Source organism: Streptomyces sp. 2A115 (assembly GCF_052245575.1).
Lineage (GTDB): Bacteria > Actinomycetota > Actinomycetes > Streptomycetales > Streptomycetaceae > Streptomyces.
In genome coordinates this window covers 1-21,024 of sequence record NZ_JBQQCG010000077.1, presented here as the reverse complement: position 1 = coordinate 21,024, position 21,024 = coordinate 1, and the positions used below count along the sequence as shown (strand labels likewise).

16 protein-coding genes are annotated in these 21,024 nt (G+C 71.7%); all 16 read left to right on the top strand.

Annotated features, from left to right (window positions below):
- Positions 1-205 precede the first annotated feature (205 nt).
- The 16 genes from hrcA to ACTWQR_RS42920 all read left to right on the top strand — a co-directional run bounded on the left by hrcA (position 206) and on the right by ACTWQR_RS42920 (position 20,991).
- Positions 206-1,222: a heat-inducible transcriptional repressor HrcA gene (gene hrcA / locus ACTWQR_RS42995; protein ID WP_443232727.1), complete on the top strand. Its 1,017-nt coding sequence runs from the start codon at positions 206-208 to the stop codon at positions 1,220-1,222.
- Positions 1,223-2,359, top strand: a complete 1,137-nt coding sequence (gene dnaJ, locus ACTWQR_RS42990) for a molecular chaperone DnaJ (RefSeq protein WP_443232726.1) — start codon at positions 1,223-1,225, stop codon at positions 2,357-2,359.
- 177 nt (positions 2,360-2,536) lie between these two features.
- Positions 2,537-3,622: a nitronate monooxygenase gene (locus ACTWQR_RS42985; protein ID WP_443232725.1), complete on the top strand. Its 1,086-nt coding sequence runs from the start codon at positions 2,537-2,539 to the stop codon at positions 3,620-3,622.
- Positions 3,619-4,365, top strand: a complete 747-nt coding sequence (locus ACTWQR_RS42980) for a 16S rRNA (uracil(1498)-N(3))-methyltransferase (RefSeq protein WP_443232724.1) — start codon at positions 3,619-3,621, stop codon at positions 4,363-4,365. Before ACTWQR_RS42985 ends, ACTWQR_RS42980 begins: the two co-directional genes overlap by 4 nt.
- Before the next feature lie 84 nt (positions 4,366-4,449).
- Positions 4,450-5,058, top strand: a complete 609-nt coding sequence (locus tag ACTWQR_RS42975; RefSeq protein ID WP_443232723.1) for a hypothetical protein — start codon at positions 4,450-4,452, stop codon at positions 5,056-5,058.
- Positions 5,059-5,103: 45 nt separating this feature from the next.
- Positions 5,104-8,349 carry a S41 family peptidase gene (locus tag ACTWQR_RS42970; RefSeq protein WP_443232722.1) on the top strand — a complete coding sequence of 1,082 codons (3,246 nt, stop codon included), beginning with the start codon at positions 5,104-5,106 and terminating at the stop codon, positions 8,347-8,349.
- Positions 8,350-8,589: 240 nt separating this feature from the next.
- The gene (locus ACTWQR_RS42965) at positions 8,590-8,943 is read left to right on the top strand and encodes a histidine triad nucleotide-binding protein (RefSeq protein WP_443232721.1); all 354 of its coding nucleotides are present in this window, start codon (positions 8,590-8,592) and stop codon (positions 8,941-8,943) included.
- Between the two features lie 6 nt (positions 8,944-8,949).
- Positions 8,950-9,855 carry a ribonuclease Z gene (locus ACTWQR_RS42960; protein ID WP_443232720.1) on the top strand — a complete coding sequence of 302 codons (906 nt, stop codon included), beginning with the start codon at positions 8,950-8,952 and terminating at the stop codon, positions 9,853-9,855.
- A gap of 20 nt (positions 9,856-9,875) precedes the next feature.
- Positions 9,876-10,868: an adenosine deaminase gene (locus ACTWQR_RS42955; protein WP_443232719.1), complete on the top strand. Its 993-nt coding sequence runs from the start codon at positions 9,876-9,878 to the stop codon at positions 10,866-10,868.
- 331 nt (positions 10,869-11,199) lie between these two features.
- Positions 11,200-12,309: a carbohydrate kinase family protein gene (locus tag ACTWQR_RS42950; RefSeq protein ID WP_443232718.1), complete on the top strand. Its 1,110-nt coding sequence runs from the start codon at positions 11,200-11,202 to the stop codon at positions 12,307-12,309.
- A 117-nt stretch (positions 12,310-12,426) separates the two neighbouring features.
- Entirely contained in the window at positions 12,427-13,479 is a 1,053-nt protein-coding gene (locus ACTWQR_RS42945; protein ID WP_443232717.1) for a PhoH family protein, read from the top strand.
- Positions 13,480-13,491: 12 nt separating this feature from the next.
- Positions 13,492-13,989, top strand: coding sequence for an rRNA maturation RNase YbeY (gene ybeY, locus ACTWQR_RS42940; protein ID WP_443232716.1), 498 nt, complete (start codon positions 13,492-13,494; stop codon positions 13,987-13,989).
- Positions 13,986-15,293: a hemolysin family protein gene (locus tag ACTWQR_RS42935; protein WP_443232715.1), complete on the top strand. Its 1,308-nt coding sequence runs from the start codon at positions 13,986-13,988 to the stop codon at positions 15,291-15,293. The genes ybeY and ACTWQR_RS42935 overlap by 4 nt, the downstream gene beginning before the upstream one ends.
- Positions 15,290-15,649 (top strand): MmcQ/YjbR family DNA-binding protein, encoded by a 360-nt coding sequence (locus tag ACTWQR_RS42930; protein ID WP_443232714.1) that lies wholly within the window; start codon positions 15,290-15,292, stop codon positions 15,647-15,649. The genes ACTWQR_RS42935 and ACTWQR_RS42930 overlap by 4 nt, the downstream gene beginning before the upstream one ends.
- Positions 15,650-15,790: 141 nt before the next feature.
- Entirely contained in the window at positions 15,791-16,372 is a 582-nt protein-coding gene (locus ACTWQR_RS42925) for a hypothetical protein (RefSeq protein ID WP_443232713.1), read from the top strand.
- 8 nt (positions 16,373-16,380) lie between these two features.
- Positions 16,381-20,991 carry a cation-translocating P-type ATPase gene (locus ACTWQR_RS42920; protein WP_443232712.1) on the top strand — a complete coding sequence of 1,537 codons (4,611 nt, stop codon included), beginning with the start codon at positions 16,381-16,383 and terminating at the stop codon, positions 20,989-20,991.
- The last annotated feature ends 33 nt before the right edge of the window (positions 20,992-21,024 follow it).

The following is a 21,024-nucleotide window of genomic DNA, read 5'->3' as shown; positions in this document are numbered from 1 at the left end:
ACAACGACGCTATCCCCAGGTTCCGGACAGAGGTTCCCGACAGAGCGGGACAGCCCCGTACACGTCGGCACGACATGGCAGGCCCGCCCTTGCCGGGGTCGTACCTACCGGCCGTACACTTGCTGCGGGGGTGCTGGCACTCGCACGCGCTGAGTGCCAAGCGGAGACCAGGGAAGCACCGGAAAACCAGCTGGAGGTGTGCGCGATGCTCAGTGAACGCAGGCTCGAGGTGCTGCGCGCCATCGTCCAGGACTACGTGGGCACGGAGGAGCCGGTCGGCTCCAAGGCGCTCACGGAGCGGCACCGGCTCGGTGTCTCCCCGGCGACGGTTCGTAATGACATGGCTGTGCTGGAGGACGAGGGCTATATCGCCCAGCCGCACACCAGCGCCGGACGCATCCCCACGGACAAGGGCTACCGGCTCTTCGTCGACAAGCTCGCGGGCGTCAAGCCGATGACCGCGCCGGAGCGGCGGGCGATCCAGAACTTCCTCGACGGCGCCGTCGACCTCGACGACGTGGTGGGGCGGACCGTCCGGCTTCTCGCGCAGCTGACCAGGCAGGTCGCCGTCGTGCAGTACCCGTCGCTCACCCGCTCGACCGTGCGTCACGTGGAGCTGCTGTCGCTGGCCCCGGCCCGCGTCATGCTCGTACTGATCACGGACACCGGCCGGGTCGAGCAGCGCATGGTGGACTGCCCGGCCCCCTTCGGGGAGGCGTCTTTGGCGGATCTACGCGCGCGGCTCAACAGCCGGGTCGCGGGCCGCCGTTTCGCGGACGTCCCGCAGCTGGTGCAGGACCTGCCCGATGCCTTCGAGGCGGAGGACAGGGGTACGGTCGCGACGGTGCTCTCCACTCTCCTGGAGACACTCGTCGAGGAGACCGAGGAGCGGCTGATGATCGGCGGAACCGCCAATCTCACCCGCTTCGGACATGACTTTCCCCTCACCATCCGTCCGGTCCTGGAGGCACTCGAGGAGCAGGTCGTGCTCCTCAAACTCCTAGGTGAGGTCAACGATTCGGGCATGGCTGTACGGATCGGTCACGAGAACGCCCATGAGGGACTCAACTCCACGTCGGTGGTCTCGGTCGGCTACGGTTCGGGCGGCGAGGCAGTAGCAAAACTAGGCGTGGTCGGACCGACCCGCATGGATTACCCGGGAACGATGGGAGCGGTACGAGCGGTGGCACGGTACGTAGGACAGATCCTGGCGGAGTCGTAAGTGGCCACGGACTACTACGCCGTACTCGGCGTGCGCCGCGATGCGTCCCAGGACGAGATCAAGAAGGCGTTCCGGAGGCTCGCTCGCGAGCTGCATCCGGACGTGAATCCCGATCCGAAGACGCAGGAGCGCTTCAAGGAGATCAACGCCGCCTACGAGGTGTTGTCGGACCCGCAGAAGAAGCAGGTCTACGACCTCGGCGGCGACCCGCTGTCCCAGGCGGGCGGCCAAGGCGCGGGCGGCTTCGGCGCCGGCGGGTTCGGGAACTTCTCGGACATCATGGACGCGTTCTTCGGTACGGCGTCGCAGCGTGGCCCGCGGTCGCGTACGCGCCGCGGCCAGGACGCGATGATCCGGCTGGAGATCGAGCTCGACGAGGCCGCCTTCGGTACGACGAAGGACATCCAGGTCGACACGGCTGTCGTCTGCACCACCTGTAGCGGCGAGGGCGCCGCGCCGGGTACGTCCGCGCAGACCTGCGACATGTGCCGCGGTCGCGGCGAGGTGTCCCAGGTGACGCGGTCCTTCCTGGGCCAGGTCATGACGTCCCGGCCGTGCCCGCAGTGCCAGGGCTTCGGGACCGTCGTCCCGACGCCGTGCCCGGAGTGCGCCGGCGACGGTCGCGTACGGTCGCGGCGGACCCTGACCGTGAAGATCCCGGCCGGTGTCGACAACGGCACGCGGATCCAGCTCGCCGGTGAGGGCGAGGTCGGACCCGGTGGCGGTCCCGCCGGCGACCTCTACGTCGAGATCCACGAACTCCCGCACGCCGTCTTCCAACGGCGCGGCGACGACCTGCACGTCACGGTCACGATTCCGATGACCGCGGCGGCGCTCGGTACGAAGGTTCCGCTGGAGACGCTCGACGGGCTCGAAGAGGTCGACATCCGTCCGGGCACCCAGTCCGGGCAGTCGATCCCGAAGCACGGGCGCGGTGTCACGCACCTGCGGGGCGGCGGACGCGGTGACCTCATCGTCCACGTCGAGGTCATGACTCCGAGCAAGCTCGACGCCGAGCAGGAGAGGTTGCTGCGCGAACTGGCCGTTCTGCGGGGTGAGGAACGGCCCACAGGGCAGTTTCAACCGGGGCAGCAGGGGCTTTTCTCGCGGTTGAAGGACGCGTTCAACGGGCGCTGAGGCGCCCCGCTGTCCTGACCTTGGTCCGGGCCGGGCTCCTGGGGGCTGCGCCCCCAGAACCCCGCTTTCAGCCTGAACGGCCTCGTCCTCAATCGCCGGACGGGCTGGGTGGGCCCGGGCTGTGCCAGGTCTCAGGCCGGATTCGGACTTGTTCGGGGGACGTGACAACATGCCGTCATGTCCACCGCGCTGACCGATCTTTTCCCCCTCCCGATCGTGCAGGCCCCCATGGCGGGCGGCGTCTCCGTGCCGCAGCTCGCCGCGGCCGTGTCCGAGGCAGGGGGGCTCGGTTTCCTCGCCGCCGGCTACAAAACGGCCGACGGCATGTACCAGGAGATCAAGCAGCTGCGCGGGGCCACGAGCCGTCCGTTCGGCGTGAACCTCTTCATGCCGCAGCCGGAGTACGCGGACCCCGCCGCCGTCGAGGTCTACGCCAACCAGCTCGCCGGTGAAGCCGCCTGGTACGAGACCGAGCTCGGCGACCCGGACAGCGGACGTGACGACGGGTACGACGCCAAGCTCGCCGTCCTCCTCGACAACCCGGTGCCGGTCGTCTCCTTCCACTTCGGCTGCCCCACGCGCGAGGTCCTGGAAACCCTCAGGCGGGCCGGCATGGTCACCCTGGTCACGGCGACCACCGCCGAGGAGGCGCAGGCCGTGCAGTGGGCGGGCGCCGACGCGGTGATCGTGCAGGGCGTCGAGGCCGGCGGCCACCAGGGCACCCACCGGGACAACCCGGAGGCCGACGGCTCCGGCATCGGACTGCTCTCACTGATCGCACAGGTCCGCGAGACCGTGCAGATCCCGATCGTCGCGGCCGGCGGCATCATGCGCGGCAGCCAGATCGCCGCCGCGCTCGCCGCGGGCGCGAGCGCGGCCCAGCTCGGCACGGCGTTCCTCGCCACGCCCGAGTCCGGCGCCAACGCGCTGCACAAGCAGGCGCTGACCAACCCCCTTTTCGTCCGCACGGAGTTGACGCGCGCGTTCTCCGGCCGCCCGGCGCGGGGCCTGATGAACCGCTTCATGCGCGAGCACGGGCCGTACGCACCCGCCGCGTACCCCCAGATCCACCACCTCACCTCGAGTCTGCGCAAGGCGGCCGCCAAGGCGGGCGACGCGCAGGGCATGGCGCTGTGGGCGGGGCAGGGGCACCGGCTCGCGCGCGAACTGCCGGCCGGGCAGCTGGTCGAGGTGCTGGCGGCCGAACTCGCCGCGGCCAGGACAGCGTTGTCGGGTCAGCTCGGCGGAGGTACGGGCCGATGACCGCGCCGGTGTTCGTGGTGGACGCGGTCCCGGGCGGGCCCCAGTTCGTCCTCGACGGCCCCGAAGGGCGGCACGCCGTGTCCGTGAAGCGGCTGCGGGCCGGCGAGGACGTGGTGCTCACCGACGGGCGCGGGCGCTGGACGGAGGGCGTCGTGAGGGCGGCCGAGGGCAAGGACCGGCTCGTCGTCATGGACCTCCACACCATCCGGGAGGAGCCCGAGCCGTCGCCCCGTATCACCGTCGTCCAGGCCCTCCCCAAGGGCGACCGCGGCGAACTCGCCGTCGAGACCATGACCGAGACCGGCGTGGACGAGATCGTCCCGTGGGCCGCGTCCCGCTGCATCACGCAGTGGAAGGGCGACCGGGGGCTCAAGGCGCTCGGCAAGTGGCGGGCGACAGCGCGCGAGGCGGGCAAGCAGTCGCGCCGGGTGCGGTTCCCGCAGGTCTCGGACGCGATGACGACCAAGCAGGTTGCCGCGCTTCTCGCCAAAGCGGATCTGGCGGCTGTGCTGCACGAGGACCGCGAGTACGCCAGCGTGCCGCTGGCGACCGCCGAACTCCCCTCCTCCGGGGAGATCGTGCTGGTCGTGGGCCCCGAAGGAGGCGTGTCTCCGCAGGAGCTGGAGGCCTTCATGGCGGCGGGTGCCGGGGCCTACCGGCTGGGGCGCACTGTGCTGCGGACGTCGACGGCCGGGACGGCGGCGACCGCGCTGCTGCTGGGGCGTACGAGCCGCTGGTCCTAGGGTCGGGCTTTTGCCCCCGCCCACACGCCATCCTGGCCACATGCGGCCTATCGCCCCCGGTCCTCCGGTGGCACGCTGCTGCCCATGGGGGCATTGAGGCGTATACGGCGTCGTCCGGGCGGCGGACGGCGGGGACCCGCGCTGGCCGGGCTCGCGGTGGTGGCCGTGTTCGGGGCGGCCGCGTGTGAACCCGGGGACGGGATAAACACCGCGGCGGTGGCGATCACCACCGACCAGGCGGGGACCAGGGAACTGGAGAAGCAGGGCGTCGACGTGCGGTGGCTCAGCTGCACGGCCTCCTACGGGGACAAGGAGACCGCCCGCAACTCGAACTCGAACTCGAACTCGAACTCGCCGAGCGTACGCAGCGTGGCGAACGTCGACTGCGTGGGGGAGGACAAGGAAGGGCGGGACATCACCGTCAAGGGAAAAGTGACCCAAGAGGTCAACGGGACCTGTGTGCGGGGCGACCTCACCGCCAAGGTGGGCGGCAAGGAGTGGTTCCGCGTGGACGTGCTCGGGAACTGCAGGGCCGGTACGCCGACCACCACGTCGCCGTGGACCCCGCCCGTGGACAACAGGACGACCCCGCCGCGGCACGAACAGCCCGAGCAGCCCGGGCCGACCGTCACGGTCACCAGGACCGTCACCGAGTACCCGCAGCCCACATGCTCGTGCTTCCAAGGCAAGTGATCGAAAGGCCTGGCCGCCGGGAAGGTCGCTGCATAGGGTGATCGGGTGACACAGCCTGCATCCGCCGCATCCTCCGCGTATTTCCGGTACCCCCATCTGCACGGTGAGTTGATCACCTTCACCGCCGAGGACGACGTCTGGGTCGCGCCGCTCGACGGCGGTCGCGCCTGGCGCGTCAGCGCCGACAACGTCCCGGTGAACCATCCGCGCATCTCCCCGGACGGGACGACCGTCGCCTGGACCTCCACGCGCGACGGGGCCCCCGAGGTCCATGTCGCCTCCGTCGACGGCGGCCGCACCAAGCGCCTTACGCACTGGGGGAGTTGGAAGACCCAGGTGCGCGGCTGGACCCCGGACGGACAGGTCCTCGCACTCAGCACCCAGGGCCAGGCGAGCCTGCGCCGCAGCTGGGCCAGGGCCGTCCCGCTCGACGGCGGTCCGGCGACCACCCTTCCGTACGGGCCCGTAGGCGATGTCGCCCATGGCCCCGGCGTGGTTCTGCTCTCCGCTCCCATGGGACGTGAGGCCGCCTGGTGGAAGCGGTACCGGGGCGGCACGGCGGGCAAGCTGTGGATCGACCGCGAGAGGGACGGTGACGGGGCCGGGGCCGGCGAGTTCGTACGGCTGCACGCGGACCTGGACGGGAACCTGGAGTACCCGTCGTGGGTGGGGGAGCGGGTCGTCTTCCTCTCCGATCACGAGGGTGTGGGGGCCGTCTACTCCTCCCTCGCCGATGGGTCGGATCTTCGGCGGCACAGCGGAGTTGACGGGTTCTACGCCCGGCACGCGTCCACCGACGGCACCCGTGTCGTCTACGCGTCCGCCGGTGAGCTGTGGATCCTCGACGACCTCGACGGGGCCGAGCCGCGGCGGCTCGACATCCGGCTCGGTGGGCAGCGCGTCGACCTGCAGCCGCATCCCGTGAACGCGGCCCGCTGGTTCGGTGCCTCCGCTCCCGACCACACCGGACGCGGCAGCGCGGTCTCCGTGCGCGGGGCCGTCCACTGGGTCACCCACCGCTCGGGCCCCGCCCGCGCGCTCGCCGCCGAACAGGGCGTACGGGCCCGGCTGCCCCGCACCTTCCGCGTGGACGGCGAGGAGCACGTGGTGTGGGTGACGGACGCGGAGGGCGAGGACGCGCTGGAGTTCGCGCCCGCGACGGGTGTCGCGCCGGGAGCCACGCCGCGCAGGATCGCCGGCGGGCAGCTCGGGCGGGTGCTCGGGCTCGCGATGGCGCCCGACGGCAGCCGTGCCGCGGTCGCCTCGCACGACGGGCGGGTACTGCTCGTCGAGCGGGAGACCGGCGAGGTACGGGAGGTGGACAGCAGCGACGACGGCGAGGCCTCCGGGCTCGTCTTCTCGCCGGACTCGGCCTGGCTCGCCTGGTCGCACCCCGGCCCGCGGCCGCTGCGCCAGCTCAAGCTCGCCAACACCGCCGACCTGTCGGTGACCGAGGCGACGCCGCTGCGGTTCCGGGACTACGCGCCCGCGTTCACCCTCGACGGCAAGCACCTCGCCTTCCTGTCGGCGCGGTCCTTCGACCCCGTCTACGACGAGCATGTCTTCGACCTGGCGTTCGTGGGCGGTTCGCGGCCGCATCTCATCACCCTCGCCGCGACCACGCCGTCCCCCTTCGGGCCGCAGCGGCACGGACGGCCCTTCGAGGCGCCCGACAAGGACGAGACGCCCGACAGCGAGGGCTCGCCGGCCACCCGGATCGACCTCGACGGGCTCGGCGACCGCATCGTGCCGTTCCCCGTCGAGGCCGCCCGCTACACCGGGCTGAAGGCCGCCAAGGACGGGGTGCTGTGGCTGCGGCACCCGGTGCGCGGCGTACTCGGCGCCTCCCGCGCCACCCCGGACGACCCGGACCCGAAGACCGACCTGGAGCGCTACGACCTCGCCCAGCAGCGCATCGAGCACCTCGCCTCGGACGCGGACAGCTTCATGGTCACCGGCGACGGCAAGCGGGTCCTGCTGTGGACCGACGGCAAACTCAAGGTCGTACCGAGCGACCGGCGCGCCTCGAACGACGAGGAGAGCGACACCAACATCACCGTCGACCTGTCGCGGATCCGCCAGACCGTCGACCCGGCCGCCGAGTGGCGGCAGATGTACGACGAGACCGGCCGCCTCATGCGGGACAACTTCTGGCGGGCCGACCTGGGCGGGACCGACTGGGACGGGGTCCTGGACAAGTACCGGCCGGTACTTGACCGGGTCGCCACTCACGACGACCTCGTGGACCTCCTCTGGGAGGTGCAGGGCGAACTCGGCACCTCGCACGCGTACGTCATGCCGCGCGGCGGGTACGGCAGCGGGGAGCGGCAGGGACTGCTCGGCGCCGACATCTCCCGTCACGAGGACGGCCCTCAGGGAACGGCACAGTGGCGGATCGACCGCATCCTGCCCTCGGAGACCTCCGACCCCGACGCACACGCGCCGCTCGCCGCACCCGGCGTCGCCGTGCGCGCCGGGGACGCGATCGTGGCCGTCTCCGGGCGGCCCGTCGACCCGGTGACCGGGCCCGGACCGCTGCTCGTCGGCACGGCGGGCAAGCCCGTCGAGCTGACCATCTCCCCGGCGGGCGGCGGCGATCCGCGGCACGCGGTGGTCGTGCCGCTGTCCGACGAGGAACCGCTCCGCTACCACGCCTGGGTGGTCGACCGGCGTGCGTACGTCCACGAGAAGTCCGGCGGGCGGCTCGGGTATCTGCACGTGCCCGACATGCAGGCGCCCGGCTGGGCCCAGATCCACCGCGACCTGCGCGTCGAGGTCGCCCGCGAGGGCCTCGTCGTGGACGTCCGCGAGAACCGCGGCGGCCACACCTCCCAGCTGGTCATCGAGAAACTCGCCCGGCGCATCGTCGGCTGGGACCTCGCCCGCGGCATGCGGCCCACCAGCTACCCGGAGGACGCGCCGCGCGGGCCCGTCGTCGCCGTCGCCAACGAGTTCTCCGGCTCGGACGGCGACATCGTCAACGCGGCCATCAAGGCGCTCGGTATCGGCCCCGTCGTCGGCACGCGCACCTGGGGCGGCGTCATCGGCATCGACAGCCGCTACCGCCTCGTCGACGGCACGCTCGTCACCCAGCCCAAGTACGCGTTCTGGCTCGAGGGTTACGAGTGGGGCGTGGAGAACCACGGCGTCGACCCGGACGTCGAGGTGGTCCAGGCCCCGCACGACTACGCGGCCGGTCGCGACGTACAGCTCGACGAGGCGATCCGCATCGCGCTGGCCGCGCTCGCGGAGAACCCGGCGAAGACGCCTCCGCTGGTGCCGGAGTTGTAAGGCGCCGGTGTTGTTGCAGGGCACCCGGTGCCGGGGTGGGCGTTCTGGGGGCTGCCGCCCCCAGGCCCCCGCTGTCGGCCTGCGGCCTCGTCCTCAAACGCCGGACGGGCTGAAGGATGGACGGGCTGAGCTGAAGGGTGGACGGGCTGAGGGGGCGGGCCGAAGGCCGGACCGGCTGAAGACTGCCCGACGCTCGATACCATGCCGAGGTAACGATCATCCAGCGTGAGGAGGCCGCGCATGGCAGGGGAACCGCAGGACGACTGCCTGTTCTGCAAGATCGTCCGAGGGAAGATCCCGGCGACCGTCGTCCGCGAGACCGATACGACCGTCGCCTTCCGGGACATCAACCCTCAGGCGCCCATCCACGTCCTGGTGATCCCGAAGGTCCACCACCCGGACGCCGCCTCCCTCGCCGCCGCCGAACCGGCGATCCTCGCCGACATGGTGCGTGAGGCCGGCGAGGTCGCGGCCGAGGAGAAGCTCGACAGCTACCGCATCGTCTTCAACACCGGAAGTGGCGCCGGCCAGACCGTCTTCCACGTGCACGCCCACGTCCTGGGCGGCCGCGGCATGCAGTGGCCGCCGGGGTAAGTGACCTTGTCCGTACGTGAATTGGTGGTGCTCGGCACCGCCAGCCAGGTTCCGACCCGGCACCGCAACCACAACGGCTACCTGCTGCGCTGGGACGGCGAGGGCATCCTCTTCGACCCCGGCGAGGGCACGCAGCGGCAGATGCTGCGCGCCGGGGTCGCCGCGCACGACCTCCACCGGATCTGCGTCACGCACTTCCACGGCGACCACTCGCTCGGCCTCGCCGGGGTGATCCAGCGGATCAACCTCGACCGGGTGCCGCACGAGATCACCGCGCACTACCCGCACTCCGGGAAACGGTTCTTCGACCGGCTGCGGTACGCGACGGCGTACCGCGAGACCGTCGAGCTCACGGAGGTCCCGGTCGACGCCGACGGGGTGCTGGCGGCTTCCAAGTCGTACACGCTCGAGGCCCGTCGGCTCTCCCACCCCGTCGAGTCGTACGGCTACCGGCTCGTCGAACCCGACGGGCGGCGCATGCTGCCGGAGCTCCTCGCCGCGCGTGGGATCAAGGGGCCGGACGTGGGGCGGATCCAGCGGGAGGGGGCGCTGGGGGACGTCGTGCTCGACGACGTGAGCGAGGTGCGGCGCGGGCAGCGGTTCGCGTTCGTCATGGACACCCGGCTGTGCGACGGCGTGTACGCGCTCGCGGAGGGGTGCGACATGCTCGTCATCGAGTCGACGTTCCTGGACGCGGACATCCAACTCGCCGTCGACCACGGGCACTTGACGGCTGGTCAGGCGGGGATGGTGGCGCGGGACGCGGGCGCACGGCATCTCGTGCTCACCCACTTCAGCCAACGGTACTCCGAGCCCGGGGAGTTCGAGCGGCAGGCCCGGGCCGCCGGGTTCGACGGAGAGCTGACGGTGGCGCACGATCTGCTGCGGGTGCCCGTTCCGAAACGGGTGTGAGCTGACCGTACGATGCTTTGATGTCCCTCCCGAAAGCTGAACTGCACCTCCATATCGAAGGCACCCTGGAGCCTGAGCTGGCCTTCGCGCTGGCCGCTCGCAATGGTGTGTCGCTGCCGTACGCGGACACGGACGAGCTTCGCAAGGCGTATCGCTTCGAGGACCTTCAGTCATTTCTGAACCTCTACTACGAGCTCATGGCCGTGCTGCGGACCGAGGACGACTTCGCGGATCTCGTCGACGCGTATCTCGCACGGGCCGCCGCGCAGGGTGTGCGGCACGCGGAGATCTTCTTCGATCCGCAGGCGCACATCTCCCGGGGTGTCGGGATCGGGACGGTCGTCGAAGGGCTCGGGCGGGCGCTCGACCGGAGCGAGGCCGTGCACGGTGTGTCGACCCAACTGATCATGTGTTTCCTTCGGGACGAGTCCGCCGAGTCCGCGATGGAGACCCTGCAAGCCGCGAAGCCGTATCTCGACCGGATCGTGGGGGTCGGGATCGACTCCGCCGAGGTCGGGCATCCGCCGCGCAAGTTCCGTGAGGTGTACGAAGCCGCTGCCGCGTTGGGGTTGCGGCGGGTCGCTCACGCGGGCGAGGAGGGGCCGCCCGCGTACATAGTCGAGGCGCTCGACGTGCTGGGCGTCGAGCGGATCGATCACGGGCTTCGGTGCATGGAGGATCCCGGGCTGGTCGAGCGGCTGGTGCGGGATCGGGTGCCGCTGACGTTGTGTCCGTTGTCCAACGTGCGGTTGCGGGCCGTTGGCTTTCTGGAGGAGCATCCGTTGGCGGCGATGCTCGATGCGGGGCTGTTGTGCACGGTCAACTCTGATGATCCCGCGTACTTCGGTGGGTATGTCGGGGACAACTTCGATGCCGTGCGGCGGGCTCTGGGGTTGTCCCAGGAGCGGTTGCGGGAGTTGGCTCGGAACTCGTTCCTCGCGGCGTTTCTTGAGGGGGACGAGGAGCGGCGGGGGCGGTATATCGATGAGGTGGAGGCGTACGAGTTCGGGTGAGGGTGGGCTTCTTTCGCCCCCGCCGCCCCTACCCGTCCCATCACTGGGGGCTGCGCCCACAGACCCCCCTTTCGGCCTGAACGGCCTCGTCCTCAAACTCCCCCACTCTCGGCTTCGCTCGAGCGGGGGACCCCCACGACGGGCTGAGAATCAGCCCCTCCGGCGTTTGAGGAGCGGGGGTTCGGGGGCCGGCCCCCGAAACGGGGTCTGGGGCGGAGCCCCAGGGATGGGACGGGCAGGGGCGGCGGGGGCGACTACAGCCCGTTACGCGCCCCGGCGTGAGCGTTTGGTGCACACTGGCCTGGATCCGCACCACTCATGGGAGCGCACCGTGACCACGTCCCGCGGCGAAGGGCCGTACACCCAGGCCCAGGTCGACCCGCTCGTCGGGCTGCGCGGCCCCGACGACCCGTTCTGGGACGTCTATCTCACCGGCACCGTGTTCCTCGACATCATCTTCACCGGCCTGGACTCGGCACCGGTGCGCGGGACGGAGTCCTGGGCGCGCGGGATGGGTTCGAGCCCGGGCGGCGTCGCGAACATGGCGACAGCCCTGGCGCGGCTGGGGCTGAAGACGATCCTGGCGGCGGCCTTCGGGGACGACCACTACGGGGAGTACTGCTGGGACGCCCTGGAACAGGGAGAGCACATCGACCTGTCCACGTCACGCACCGTGCCCGGCTGGCATTCCCCGGTGACGGTGTCGATGGCGTACGAGGGCGAGCGCACCATGGTCAGCCACGGTCACGAGCCGCCTCCGGACGAGCCGGCCCCGGACTGCCCCCCACGCGCGCGTGCGGCCGTCGCGTCGCTGACGCCCGGCACGCGCGCGCCGTGGATCGCCGAGGCCGCGCGGAAGGGGGCCCGGATCTTCGCCGACGTGGGATGGGACGACACCGGGCGCTGGGACCTCGCCGCGCTCCCCGACCTGGCGCACTGCGAGGCGTTCCTGCCGAACGCCGAGGAGGCCATGCGGTACACGGGCACGTCGTGCCCCCGGGCGGCGGCCCGCGCGCTCACCGAGCACGTACCGCTCGCCGTCGTCACTCTCGGTGCCGAGGGCGCGTACGCCGTGGACGCGCGCACCGGCGAGACCGCCGAGGTTCCGGCCATCGAGGTCGAGGCGCTGGACCCGACCGGCGCCGGGGACGTCTTCGTCGCCGGGTTCGTCACGGGCACGCTGGCCGGCTGGCCGCTCGCCGACCGCCTCGCCTTCGGGGGCCTCACCGCCGCGCTCTCCGTGCAGGAGTTCGGGGGGTCGCTGTCCGCCCCGGGCTGGTCCGAGATCGCGGCCTGGTGGCGGCGGGTGCAGTCGTACGACGACCAGGATCCGGCGGCGCTCGGCCGGTACGCCTTCCTGGAGCACCTGCTTCCGAAGACGACCCGGGCGTGGCCCCTGCGGCGGGCGGTACCGACGATCGGGTTCCGCAGGTCTGCCTGATCGTGCGAAAAGCCCTACGGCGTTGTCGGTGGCCCGTCGTACTCTTGGAAGCACAAGGCTGCCCCAGTGGCAAGCGCGCCTCACCGAGGAGGATGAGCAGGCCTACAGAGCCGGCCCATGACTCAGACACCCACAGCTCAGACCCCCGCGCAGGGGCAGGCACGAGCACAGTTCACCGTCCCGGCCAAGCACCCCATGGTGACCGTCCTGGGTTCCGGAGACGCCCTCCTGCGTGTGATCGAGAAGGCCTTCCCGGCGGCCGACATCCACGTCCGGGGCAACGAGATCAGCGCGGTCGGCGAGGCGACGGAAGTCGCCCTCGTCCAGCGCCTGTTCGCAGAGATGATGCTGGTGCTCCGCACCGGGCAGCCGATGACGGAGGACGCGGTGGAACGCTCGATCGCCATGCTCAAGGCGAGCGAGAACGGGGAGGGGGCGCCGGAGACACCGGCCGAGGTGCTCACGCAGAACATCCTGTCCTCGCGCGGCCGCACGATCCGCCCCAAGACCCTCAACCAGAAGCGGTACGTCGACGCCATCGACAAGCACACCATCGTCTTCGGCATCGGGCCCGCCGGTACGGGCAAGACCTACCTCGCGATGGCGAAGGCCGTGCAGGCGCTGCAGTCGAAGCAGGTCAACCGCATCATCCTGACCCGCCCGGCGGTGGAGGCGGGGGAGCGGCTGGGGTTCCTCCCGGGAACTCTCTACGAGAAGATCGACCCGTACCTGCGGCCGCTCTACGACGCGCTGCACGACATGCTCGACCCGGATTCCATCCCGCGGCTGATGGCGGCGGGGACGATCGAGGTCGCGCCACTCGCATACATGCGCGGCAGAACTCTCAATGACGCCTTCATCATCCTGGACGAAGCGCAGAACACGAGCGCCGAGCAGATGAAGATGTTCCTGACGAGGCTCGGCTTCGACTCGAAGGTCGTCGTCACGGGTGACGTCACCCAGGTCGACCTGCCGACCGGCACGAAGTCCGGTCTGCGCCAGGTCCAGGACATCCTGGAGGGCCTCGACGACGTCCACTTCTCGCGGCTCACATCCCACGACGTCGTACGACACAAGCTGGTCGGCCGTATCGTCGACGCGTACGAGAAGTACGACAACGAGAACGGTACGGAGAACGGCACCCACAAGGGCCGTAACAAACGGAAGTAGACCAGCGCGACCATGTCGATCGACGTCAACAACGAGTCCGGAACCGAGGTCGACGAGCAGGCGATCCTCGACATCGCCCGCTACGCGCTCGCGCGGATGCGCATCCACCCGCTCTCCGAGCTCTCGGTGATCGTCGTGGACGCCGACGCCATGGAGCAGTTGCACATCCAGTGGATGGACCTGCCCGGTCCGACGGACGTCATGTCCTTCCCGATGGACGAGCTGCGGCCGCCGTCGAAGGACGACGCCGAGCCGCCGCAGGGGCTGCTCGGTGACATCGTCCTCTGCCCGGAGGTCGCCGAGCGTCAGGGCAAGGAAGCCGAGACGCAGCACTCCATGGACGAGGAGCTCCATCTCCTCACCGTCCATGGAGTGCTGCACCTGCTGGGCTACGACCACGAGGAGCCGAACGAGAAGGCCGAGATGTTCGGCCTGCAGGCGGCCATCGTGGACGGCTGGCGTGCGGAGAAGGGCCTGACCGGCCCGTCCCCGGCCCCGACCGTCTCATGAGTCCGCAACTCGTCCTCGGCGCCATAGCGCTCGTCGTCGTCGCGTGGCTGGCCGCCTGCGCCGAGGCGGGTCTCGCGCGCGTCTCCAGCTTCCGCGCCGAGGAGGCCGTACGGTCCGGCCGGCGCGGCAGCACCAAGCTCGCGCAGGTCGCCGCCGACCCCACCCGCTATCTGAACGTGGCGCTGCTCGTGCGCGTCGCCTGCGAGATGGCGGCGGCAGCGCTCGTCACGTACGCCTGCCTGAAGGAGTTCGACGAGACCTGGGAGGCCCTCGCGGTCGCCATCGGCGTCATGGTCCTCGTCTCGTATGTGGCGGTCGGTGTCTCGCCGCGCACCATCGGGCGCCAGCACCCGCTGAACACGGCGACGGCGGCGGCGTACGTGCTGCTGCCCCTCGCACGGATCATGGGCCCCATCCCGCCTCTCCTGATCCTCATCGGTAACGCGCTCACGCCCGGCAAGGGCTTCCGGCGCGGCCCCTTCGCCTCCGAGGCCGAGCTGCGGGCGCTGGTCGACCTCGCCGAGAAGGAGTCGCTCATCGAGGACGAGGAGCGCCGCATGGTGCACTCCGTCTTCGAGCTGGGCGACACCCTCGTCCGCGAGGTCATGGTCCCGCGTACGGACCTGGTGGTCATCGAGCGCTACAAGACGATCCGCCAGGCGCTGACCCTGGCCCTGCGGTCCGGGTTCTCGCGCGTCCCCGTCACCGGGGAGAGCGAGGACGACATCGTCGGGATGGTGTACCTGAAGGACCTGGCCCGCAAGACGCACATCAGCCGGGACGCCGAGAACGAGCTGGTGTCCACCGCGATGCGCCCGGCGGCCTTCGTCCCCGACACCAAGAACGCCGGCGATCTCCTGCGCGAGATGCAGCAGGACCGCAACCACGTCGCCGTCGTCATCGACGAGTACGGCGGCACGGCCGGCATCGTCACCATCGAGGACATCCTCGAGGAGATCGTCGGCGAGATCACCGACGAGTACGACCGCGAACTGCCCCCGGTGGAGGACCTCGGCGACGACCGCTACCGGGTGACCGCGCGGCTCGACATCGGGGACCTCGGGGAGCTGTACGGCTTCGAGGCGTACGACGACGAGGATGTGGAGACGGTCGGCGGGCTGCTGGCCAAGGCGCTGGGCCGTGTGCCGATCGCCGGGGCCTCGTCCGTGGTCTCCCTCCCCGACGAACGCGAACTGCGCCTCACCGCCGAGGCCGCGGCGGGCCGCCGGAACAAGATCGTGACGGTGCTGGTGGAGCCGATGGGCCCGATGGAGCCCGTGGTGGAGGAGGAGAAACCGGAGTGACTCCCGAGGAAATGCGTACCTTCTGCCTGTCCTTCAACGCGGCGGTCGAGGACTTCCCGTTCTCGCCCGAGACCTCCGTCTTCAAGGTCCTCGGGAAGCTCTTCGCGCTGACCGCGCTGGATGCCGCCCCTCTCAAGGTGAACCTCAAGTGCGACCCGGACGACGCGGTCCGCCTCCGCAAGGACCACCCGGGCCTGATCGTCCCCGGCTGGCACATGAACAAACGGCACTGGAACACGGTGACGGTGGACGGAGACCTTCCGGACAGCCTGGTCCGTGAGCTCATCGAGGACTCGTACGATCTCGTCGTCGCCGGTCTGCCGAGGGCTGAGCGGCTTCGGCTCGACCGGCCCTGAGTCCGCCCTGAGCCCGCCTTGAGCCCGCTCTGAGCTCAGACTCTCCCTCCTCCGAACGGGATGACGACCCGAATTCGGGGAACCCGGCCGCGAGACAGACGAAGTCGCGGGAGGAGAGAAGCCGCGGGAGGCGAGGAGAGCATGGCTCAGCAGGCTCAGACTCAGCAGAGGCCGTCGTCGACTCAGCAGAAGCGGACGTCGGACCTTCCGGAGCCGCTGCGGTTCGCGGGCGCGGCGCTGCGGAAGGTGCCCGGCTCCGGGACGGTGAGCAGGGCGGCTGAGGGAGCGCTGGACAAGGTCGGGGCAGTGTCGCCGCGCGGTCGGCGACTTGCGGTGTACACCGGTGCCGGGGTGCTCGGTGTCGCTGGTGTCGTGGAGTGGCCCATCGCTGTCACGGGCGCGGCCGTGGCTTGGCTCACGCAGCCGCGGCCCGAGGAGTCCCAGGAGTCCCAGGAGTCCGGAGGATCCAAGGAGTCGAAGGGATCCGCGGGCTCCGGACGCAAGACGTCGTCCTCTGGTCAGCGGAAGGCAGCCACCGGACAGGGGAAGACGTCAACCGGTCGGAAGAAGGCAACCCCCGGCCGGAGCAAGACCTCGTCGAGCAAGGGCTCGTCGAGCAAGGGCTCGTCGAGCAAGAGCTCGCAGACCAAGGCCGCGCCGAGCAAGGCCTCCGCCGGTAACGGTGGTGGCTCGGCGGCCAGGCGTGGCCGGACCACCGGCTGAGGCGCGCGATGGTTCTCGGGCTGCTGACACGTCCGCCGACTGCCGCTGTCAGGCTCGTGTCGGCCGGGCCCAGGCTGCTCGCGCGAGAGGCCGCGCCCGCGGTGGGCCTGGCCGCGCGGGCGGTGGCGGGCACGGCCCGGGCCGGCGTACGGAGCGCGGACACCGCGGGACGGGTCGCACGGGTCGCCCGCAACGGGCTGCTGCCCGGCGGCAACCGCCCCTGGCGGTCCGGTACGCGGGCCCACCTCGCGCTGCGGCCCGACGCTCCGGACCGGGTGCGGCGCCACGGCGGGACGGAGCGCGCGGCACGCCAAGTGGCCGAGGCGCTGGCGAAGCGGCCGGACGTGGCGTTCGCGTACTGGGACCACGGGCTGGCCCGGCTGGTGGTGGCCGCGAGCGAGGACGCGGTCACCGACCGGGTGGTGGAGAAGGCGACCGCTCTCGCGAAGCGGCACGGGCTCACGCAGACCGATGAGGCGGTGGAGGAGTTCGCGCATCCCGGCGACCCGGCCGGGGTACGGACCGCCGCGGTGGCGCTCGCGGTCGACGGGGCGGGCATCGCGGCGGCGCTGATCGGTTATGCCCTGCGCCTGCCGCCGTCGCCCCGGCTGGTGACGGCGGTGGTGACACTGCTGCGCGAGAACCCGCGCTTCCGTGCCTGGCTGCGTGCCCGGCTCGGCCGCTCCCGCATGGACCTGGTACTCGCCGCAGCGAACGCCGCCGCCCACGGCGCGGGCCGGACCCCGACCTCCCTGGTGCTCGACGGGGCGCTGCGGGTCTGCCAGTTGGCGGAGACGGTGGCGCGGGTGGCCGCCTTCGACAGGGTCCACGACCAGGTGTGCGGGCCGGAGCGCGTGAGCGTGCCCGCGGGCCAATGCCCGCGCCCGCCTCTGCGGCATTCCCCTGCCCAGGAGTACGCCGCCCACGCCTCCACCGGCAGCCTCCTGGGCGCGGCGTTGACGCTGCTGGTCAAGCACGACGGCACGGAGGCGGCGGAAGCGGTGCTCGCGGGCTCGCCCAAGGCCGCGCGGTACGGGCCCGCCGCCTTCAACGCCGTACTCTCCGCCGCGCTGGCCCGGACGGGGGTGCTGGTGCGTGACACGGAGCGGCTGCGGCAGATCGAGATGGCCGACACGATCGTCCTGCATCCGAGCGCGCTGCGTACTCCGGGCGGTCGCGCGGACCCGTGGGCCGAGTCCGTACTGGACGCGGCGCGTCTCGCCGGACTGCGCGTAGTGGTGGTGGACGACGATCCCGCGCTGGGCGACTTCACGAGTCTCGCCGACCAAGTCGTGGGCGGCGGGCGGCCGTTGGGCGAGGTGGTGGACGCGCTGCGCGAGCGGGGCGGCACCGTTGTTACGGTCGCCCGGCCCCGGTCGGCAGACGAAAGCGGGCAGGGTGACAACAGTGGTGAGGGTGATAACAGCGGGCAGGGTGATAACAGCGGTGAGGGTGATAACAGCGGGCAGGGTGATAACAGCGGTGAGGGTGACGAGGGTGGTGAGTGTGACTACAGCGGTCAGCGTGTCGACAGTGACGTACTGACCGGGCTGCTCGGCGGCGACGTGGCTGTCGCCCTCACGGACGGGGACGGCGCGGTGGTGTGGGGCGCGGACGTCCTGGCCCCGCACGGTCTCGCCGATGTATGGCGGTTGCTGACGGCGGTGCCGGCGGCCCGCGCGGTCGGCCGCAGGTCGCAGACCCTGGCCCGGTCCGGGGCCGCGCTGTCCGGGCTGCTCGTGGCGGTCGGCGAGTCCGGCGGGAGGAACCGTGCGCCGGTGCCCGGGCTGCGGCACGCACCGGTCGACGCCGCCGCGGTGGCGGCCCTGCTGACCGGCGCGCGAGCGGCCCTCGGTGTGGCGGTGACCCGCGCCCCGCACCCCCGGCCGCGGGTGGCCTGGCACGCGCTGGAACCGGCGGACGTCCGAACCAGGCTGGAGAGCGAACCGGACGCGGACACGACGCCGGTCGAGCAGGCAACCGCCCAGGTGCACAAGGCGGTTGACCCCATCGGTAAGTTGCCCGTGCTGGCCCCGGCCCGCTGGTCGTTCCAGCTCGCCCAGGCCGTACGAGGCGAGCTGCACGACCCGCTCACCCCGGTCCTGGCGGTCGGCTCGGCCGCCTCGGCGATCCTGGGCTCCGTCATGGACGCCCTGCTGGTCGTCGGCGCCCTCGACCTGAACGCGCTGGTCGGCGGCGTACAGCGGCTGCGTGCCGAGCGGGCGCTGTCCGGGCTGCTCGCGGAACAGAAACAGAAGGCGCGCGTCACGGAATGGCATGCCACGGAGAGGCACGCAGCGGACTTGGAGGACGCCGCCGCGGACGCAAGACCGCCGGGTGCACGCCCCGAGGCGTCCCGCGAGCCATACCCCGAGTCGCACCCCGAAGCCCACACCGTGGACGCCACCAAGCTCACCCCGGGCGACGTGATCGAGCTCAAGGCGGACGACGTCGTGCCCGCCGACGCCCGCCTCCTGTGGGAGGACGGCCTGGAGGTGGACGAGTCCGCGCTCACCGGCGAGTCCCTCCCGGTGGACAAGCAGACGGATCCGACGCCGCGCGCCCCCGTGGCCGACCGCCGCTGCATGGTCTTCGAGGGCACGACCGTGGTGGCCGGCGAGGCCCAGGCCGTCGTGGTGGACACCGGAGACCACACCGAGGCGGCCCGGGCCGTACACCTCGCCGCCCGCAAGCCGCCGTCCGCCGGGGTACAGGCCAGGCTGCAGGAACTCACCCGCAAGGCAATGCCGTTGACCATGGCGGGCGGGGCGACGGTGACAGGTCTCGCGCTGCTGCGCGGCACGCCGATCCGCGAGGCGGTGAGCGGCGGCGTGGCGGTGGCCGTGGCCGCCGTCCCCGAAGGCCTGCCGCTGGTGGCGACGGTGGCGCAGCTGGCGGCCGCCCGGCGGCTCAGCCAACGCGGCGTCCTCGTCCGCGCCCCGCGCACCCTCGAGGCCCTCGGCCGCATGGACACCGTCTGCTTCGACAAGACCGGCACCCTCACCGAGAACCGGCTGCGCCTGGTACGGATCGCCGACAGCGACGGCACGGTCCACAAGCCGGACGAGCCGGAGTCCGGGAACACGCTGCGCGTCGCGGCACGCGCCTGCCCCCGCCTGAACGGCGACTCCGGCCGGCCGCCGGCGCACGCCACCGACGAGGCCGTCCTGGACGCGGCAGGACTTGACCCGGACTGGGAGCAGACCGAGGGCCGCCCGTTCGAGGCCGCCCGCGGATACGCCGCCGCCGTGGGCCGGGCCGCCGACGGCGCACGCGTGCTCGTGGTCAAGGGCGCCCCGGAGACCGTCCTCCCCGCCTGCTCCGGCCTCCCGCCCCACGCGTCCGACGCGGAACGGTCGCTGGCCCGCGACGGACTGCGCGTCCTGGCGGTGGCCGGACGCTCGCTGGACGAGACCGAGAAGGAGTCGGACGTACTGGAACAGCCCTTGAAAGGGCTGGAGTTCACCGGTCTGCTCGCGCTGGCGGACGTACCGCGGGAGACGTCCACGGCCCTCGTGCGCGGGCTGCGGGAGGCGGGCGTACGACCCGTCATGCTGACCGGCGACCACCCGCAGACCGCCCGCGCGATCGCCGCCGAACTGGGCTGGCCGGCGGACACGACCGTGGTCACCGGCGACGAACTGGCGTCCGCGGACCGGTCTGTGCGGTCCCGGATGTTGCGCGACGTGGGTGTCGTCGCCCGGGTCGCGCCCGAACAGAAGCTTCAGGTCGTCGAGTCACTCCGGGACGCGGGCCGGGTGGTCGGGATGGTCGGGGACGGAGCCAACGACGCCGCGGCCATCCGCGCCGCCGACATCGGCGTGGGCATCAGCGCCCGCGGCTCGGCGGCCGCGCGCAACGCGGCCGACCTCGTCCTCACCGGCGACGACCTGACGGTCCTCATCGAGGCGGTCACCGAAGGCCGCGCCCTGTGGCACAGCGTCGCCGACGCCATCGCCATCCTGATCGGCGGCAACGCCGGAGAGGTCGGTTTCGGCATCCTCGGCACCCTCCTCTCGGGCGCCGCCCCGCTCTCCACCCGCCAGATGCTGCTCGTGAACCTGTTCACGGACCTGTTCCCGGCGATGGCGGTGGCGGTGACGCCGAAGGAGGAGCCCGAGGAAGCCGAATCGCCGGAGCGGGAGGGGCCGGAGAGTGCCGAATCCCCGCGGCGAGAGGAGCGGAACGGGCCGGAGAGCGCCGGACCGCTCGGTACGACACTGCTCGGCGCCCCGCTGATCCGCCAGATCCGCCACCGTGCCCTGACCACCTGCCTGGGCGCGACGGTGGCTTGGCTGATCGGCCGCTTCACCCCCGGCACGGCCCGCCGCTCCACGACGATGGCCCTGTGCGGTGTGGTCGGCACCCAGCTCGCCCAGACGCTGGCCGACCGCCGCCACAGCCCCCTGGTCCGCGTCACGTCCTTCGGCTCCGCCGCCGCCCTCGTCGCCCTCGTCCAGACCCCCGGCTCCAGCCAGCTCTTCGGCTGCACACCGCTCGGCCCGGTCGCCTGGGCCGGCGTCGCCGCGGCCATCGCCCTCGCGGTGACGGGCCAACGAGCGCTGCCGCAGGTGGAGAAGACCGTCCTGCGACTATGGCCCCGCGAGCAGGCCGGCTGAGGTATGGCGTGCGGGGCGGGGGAGGGGGGGAAA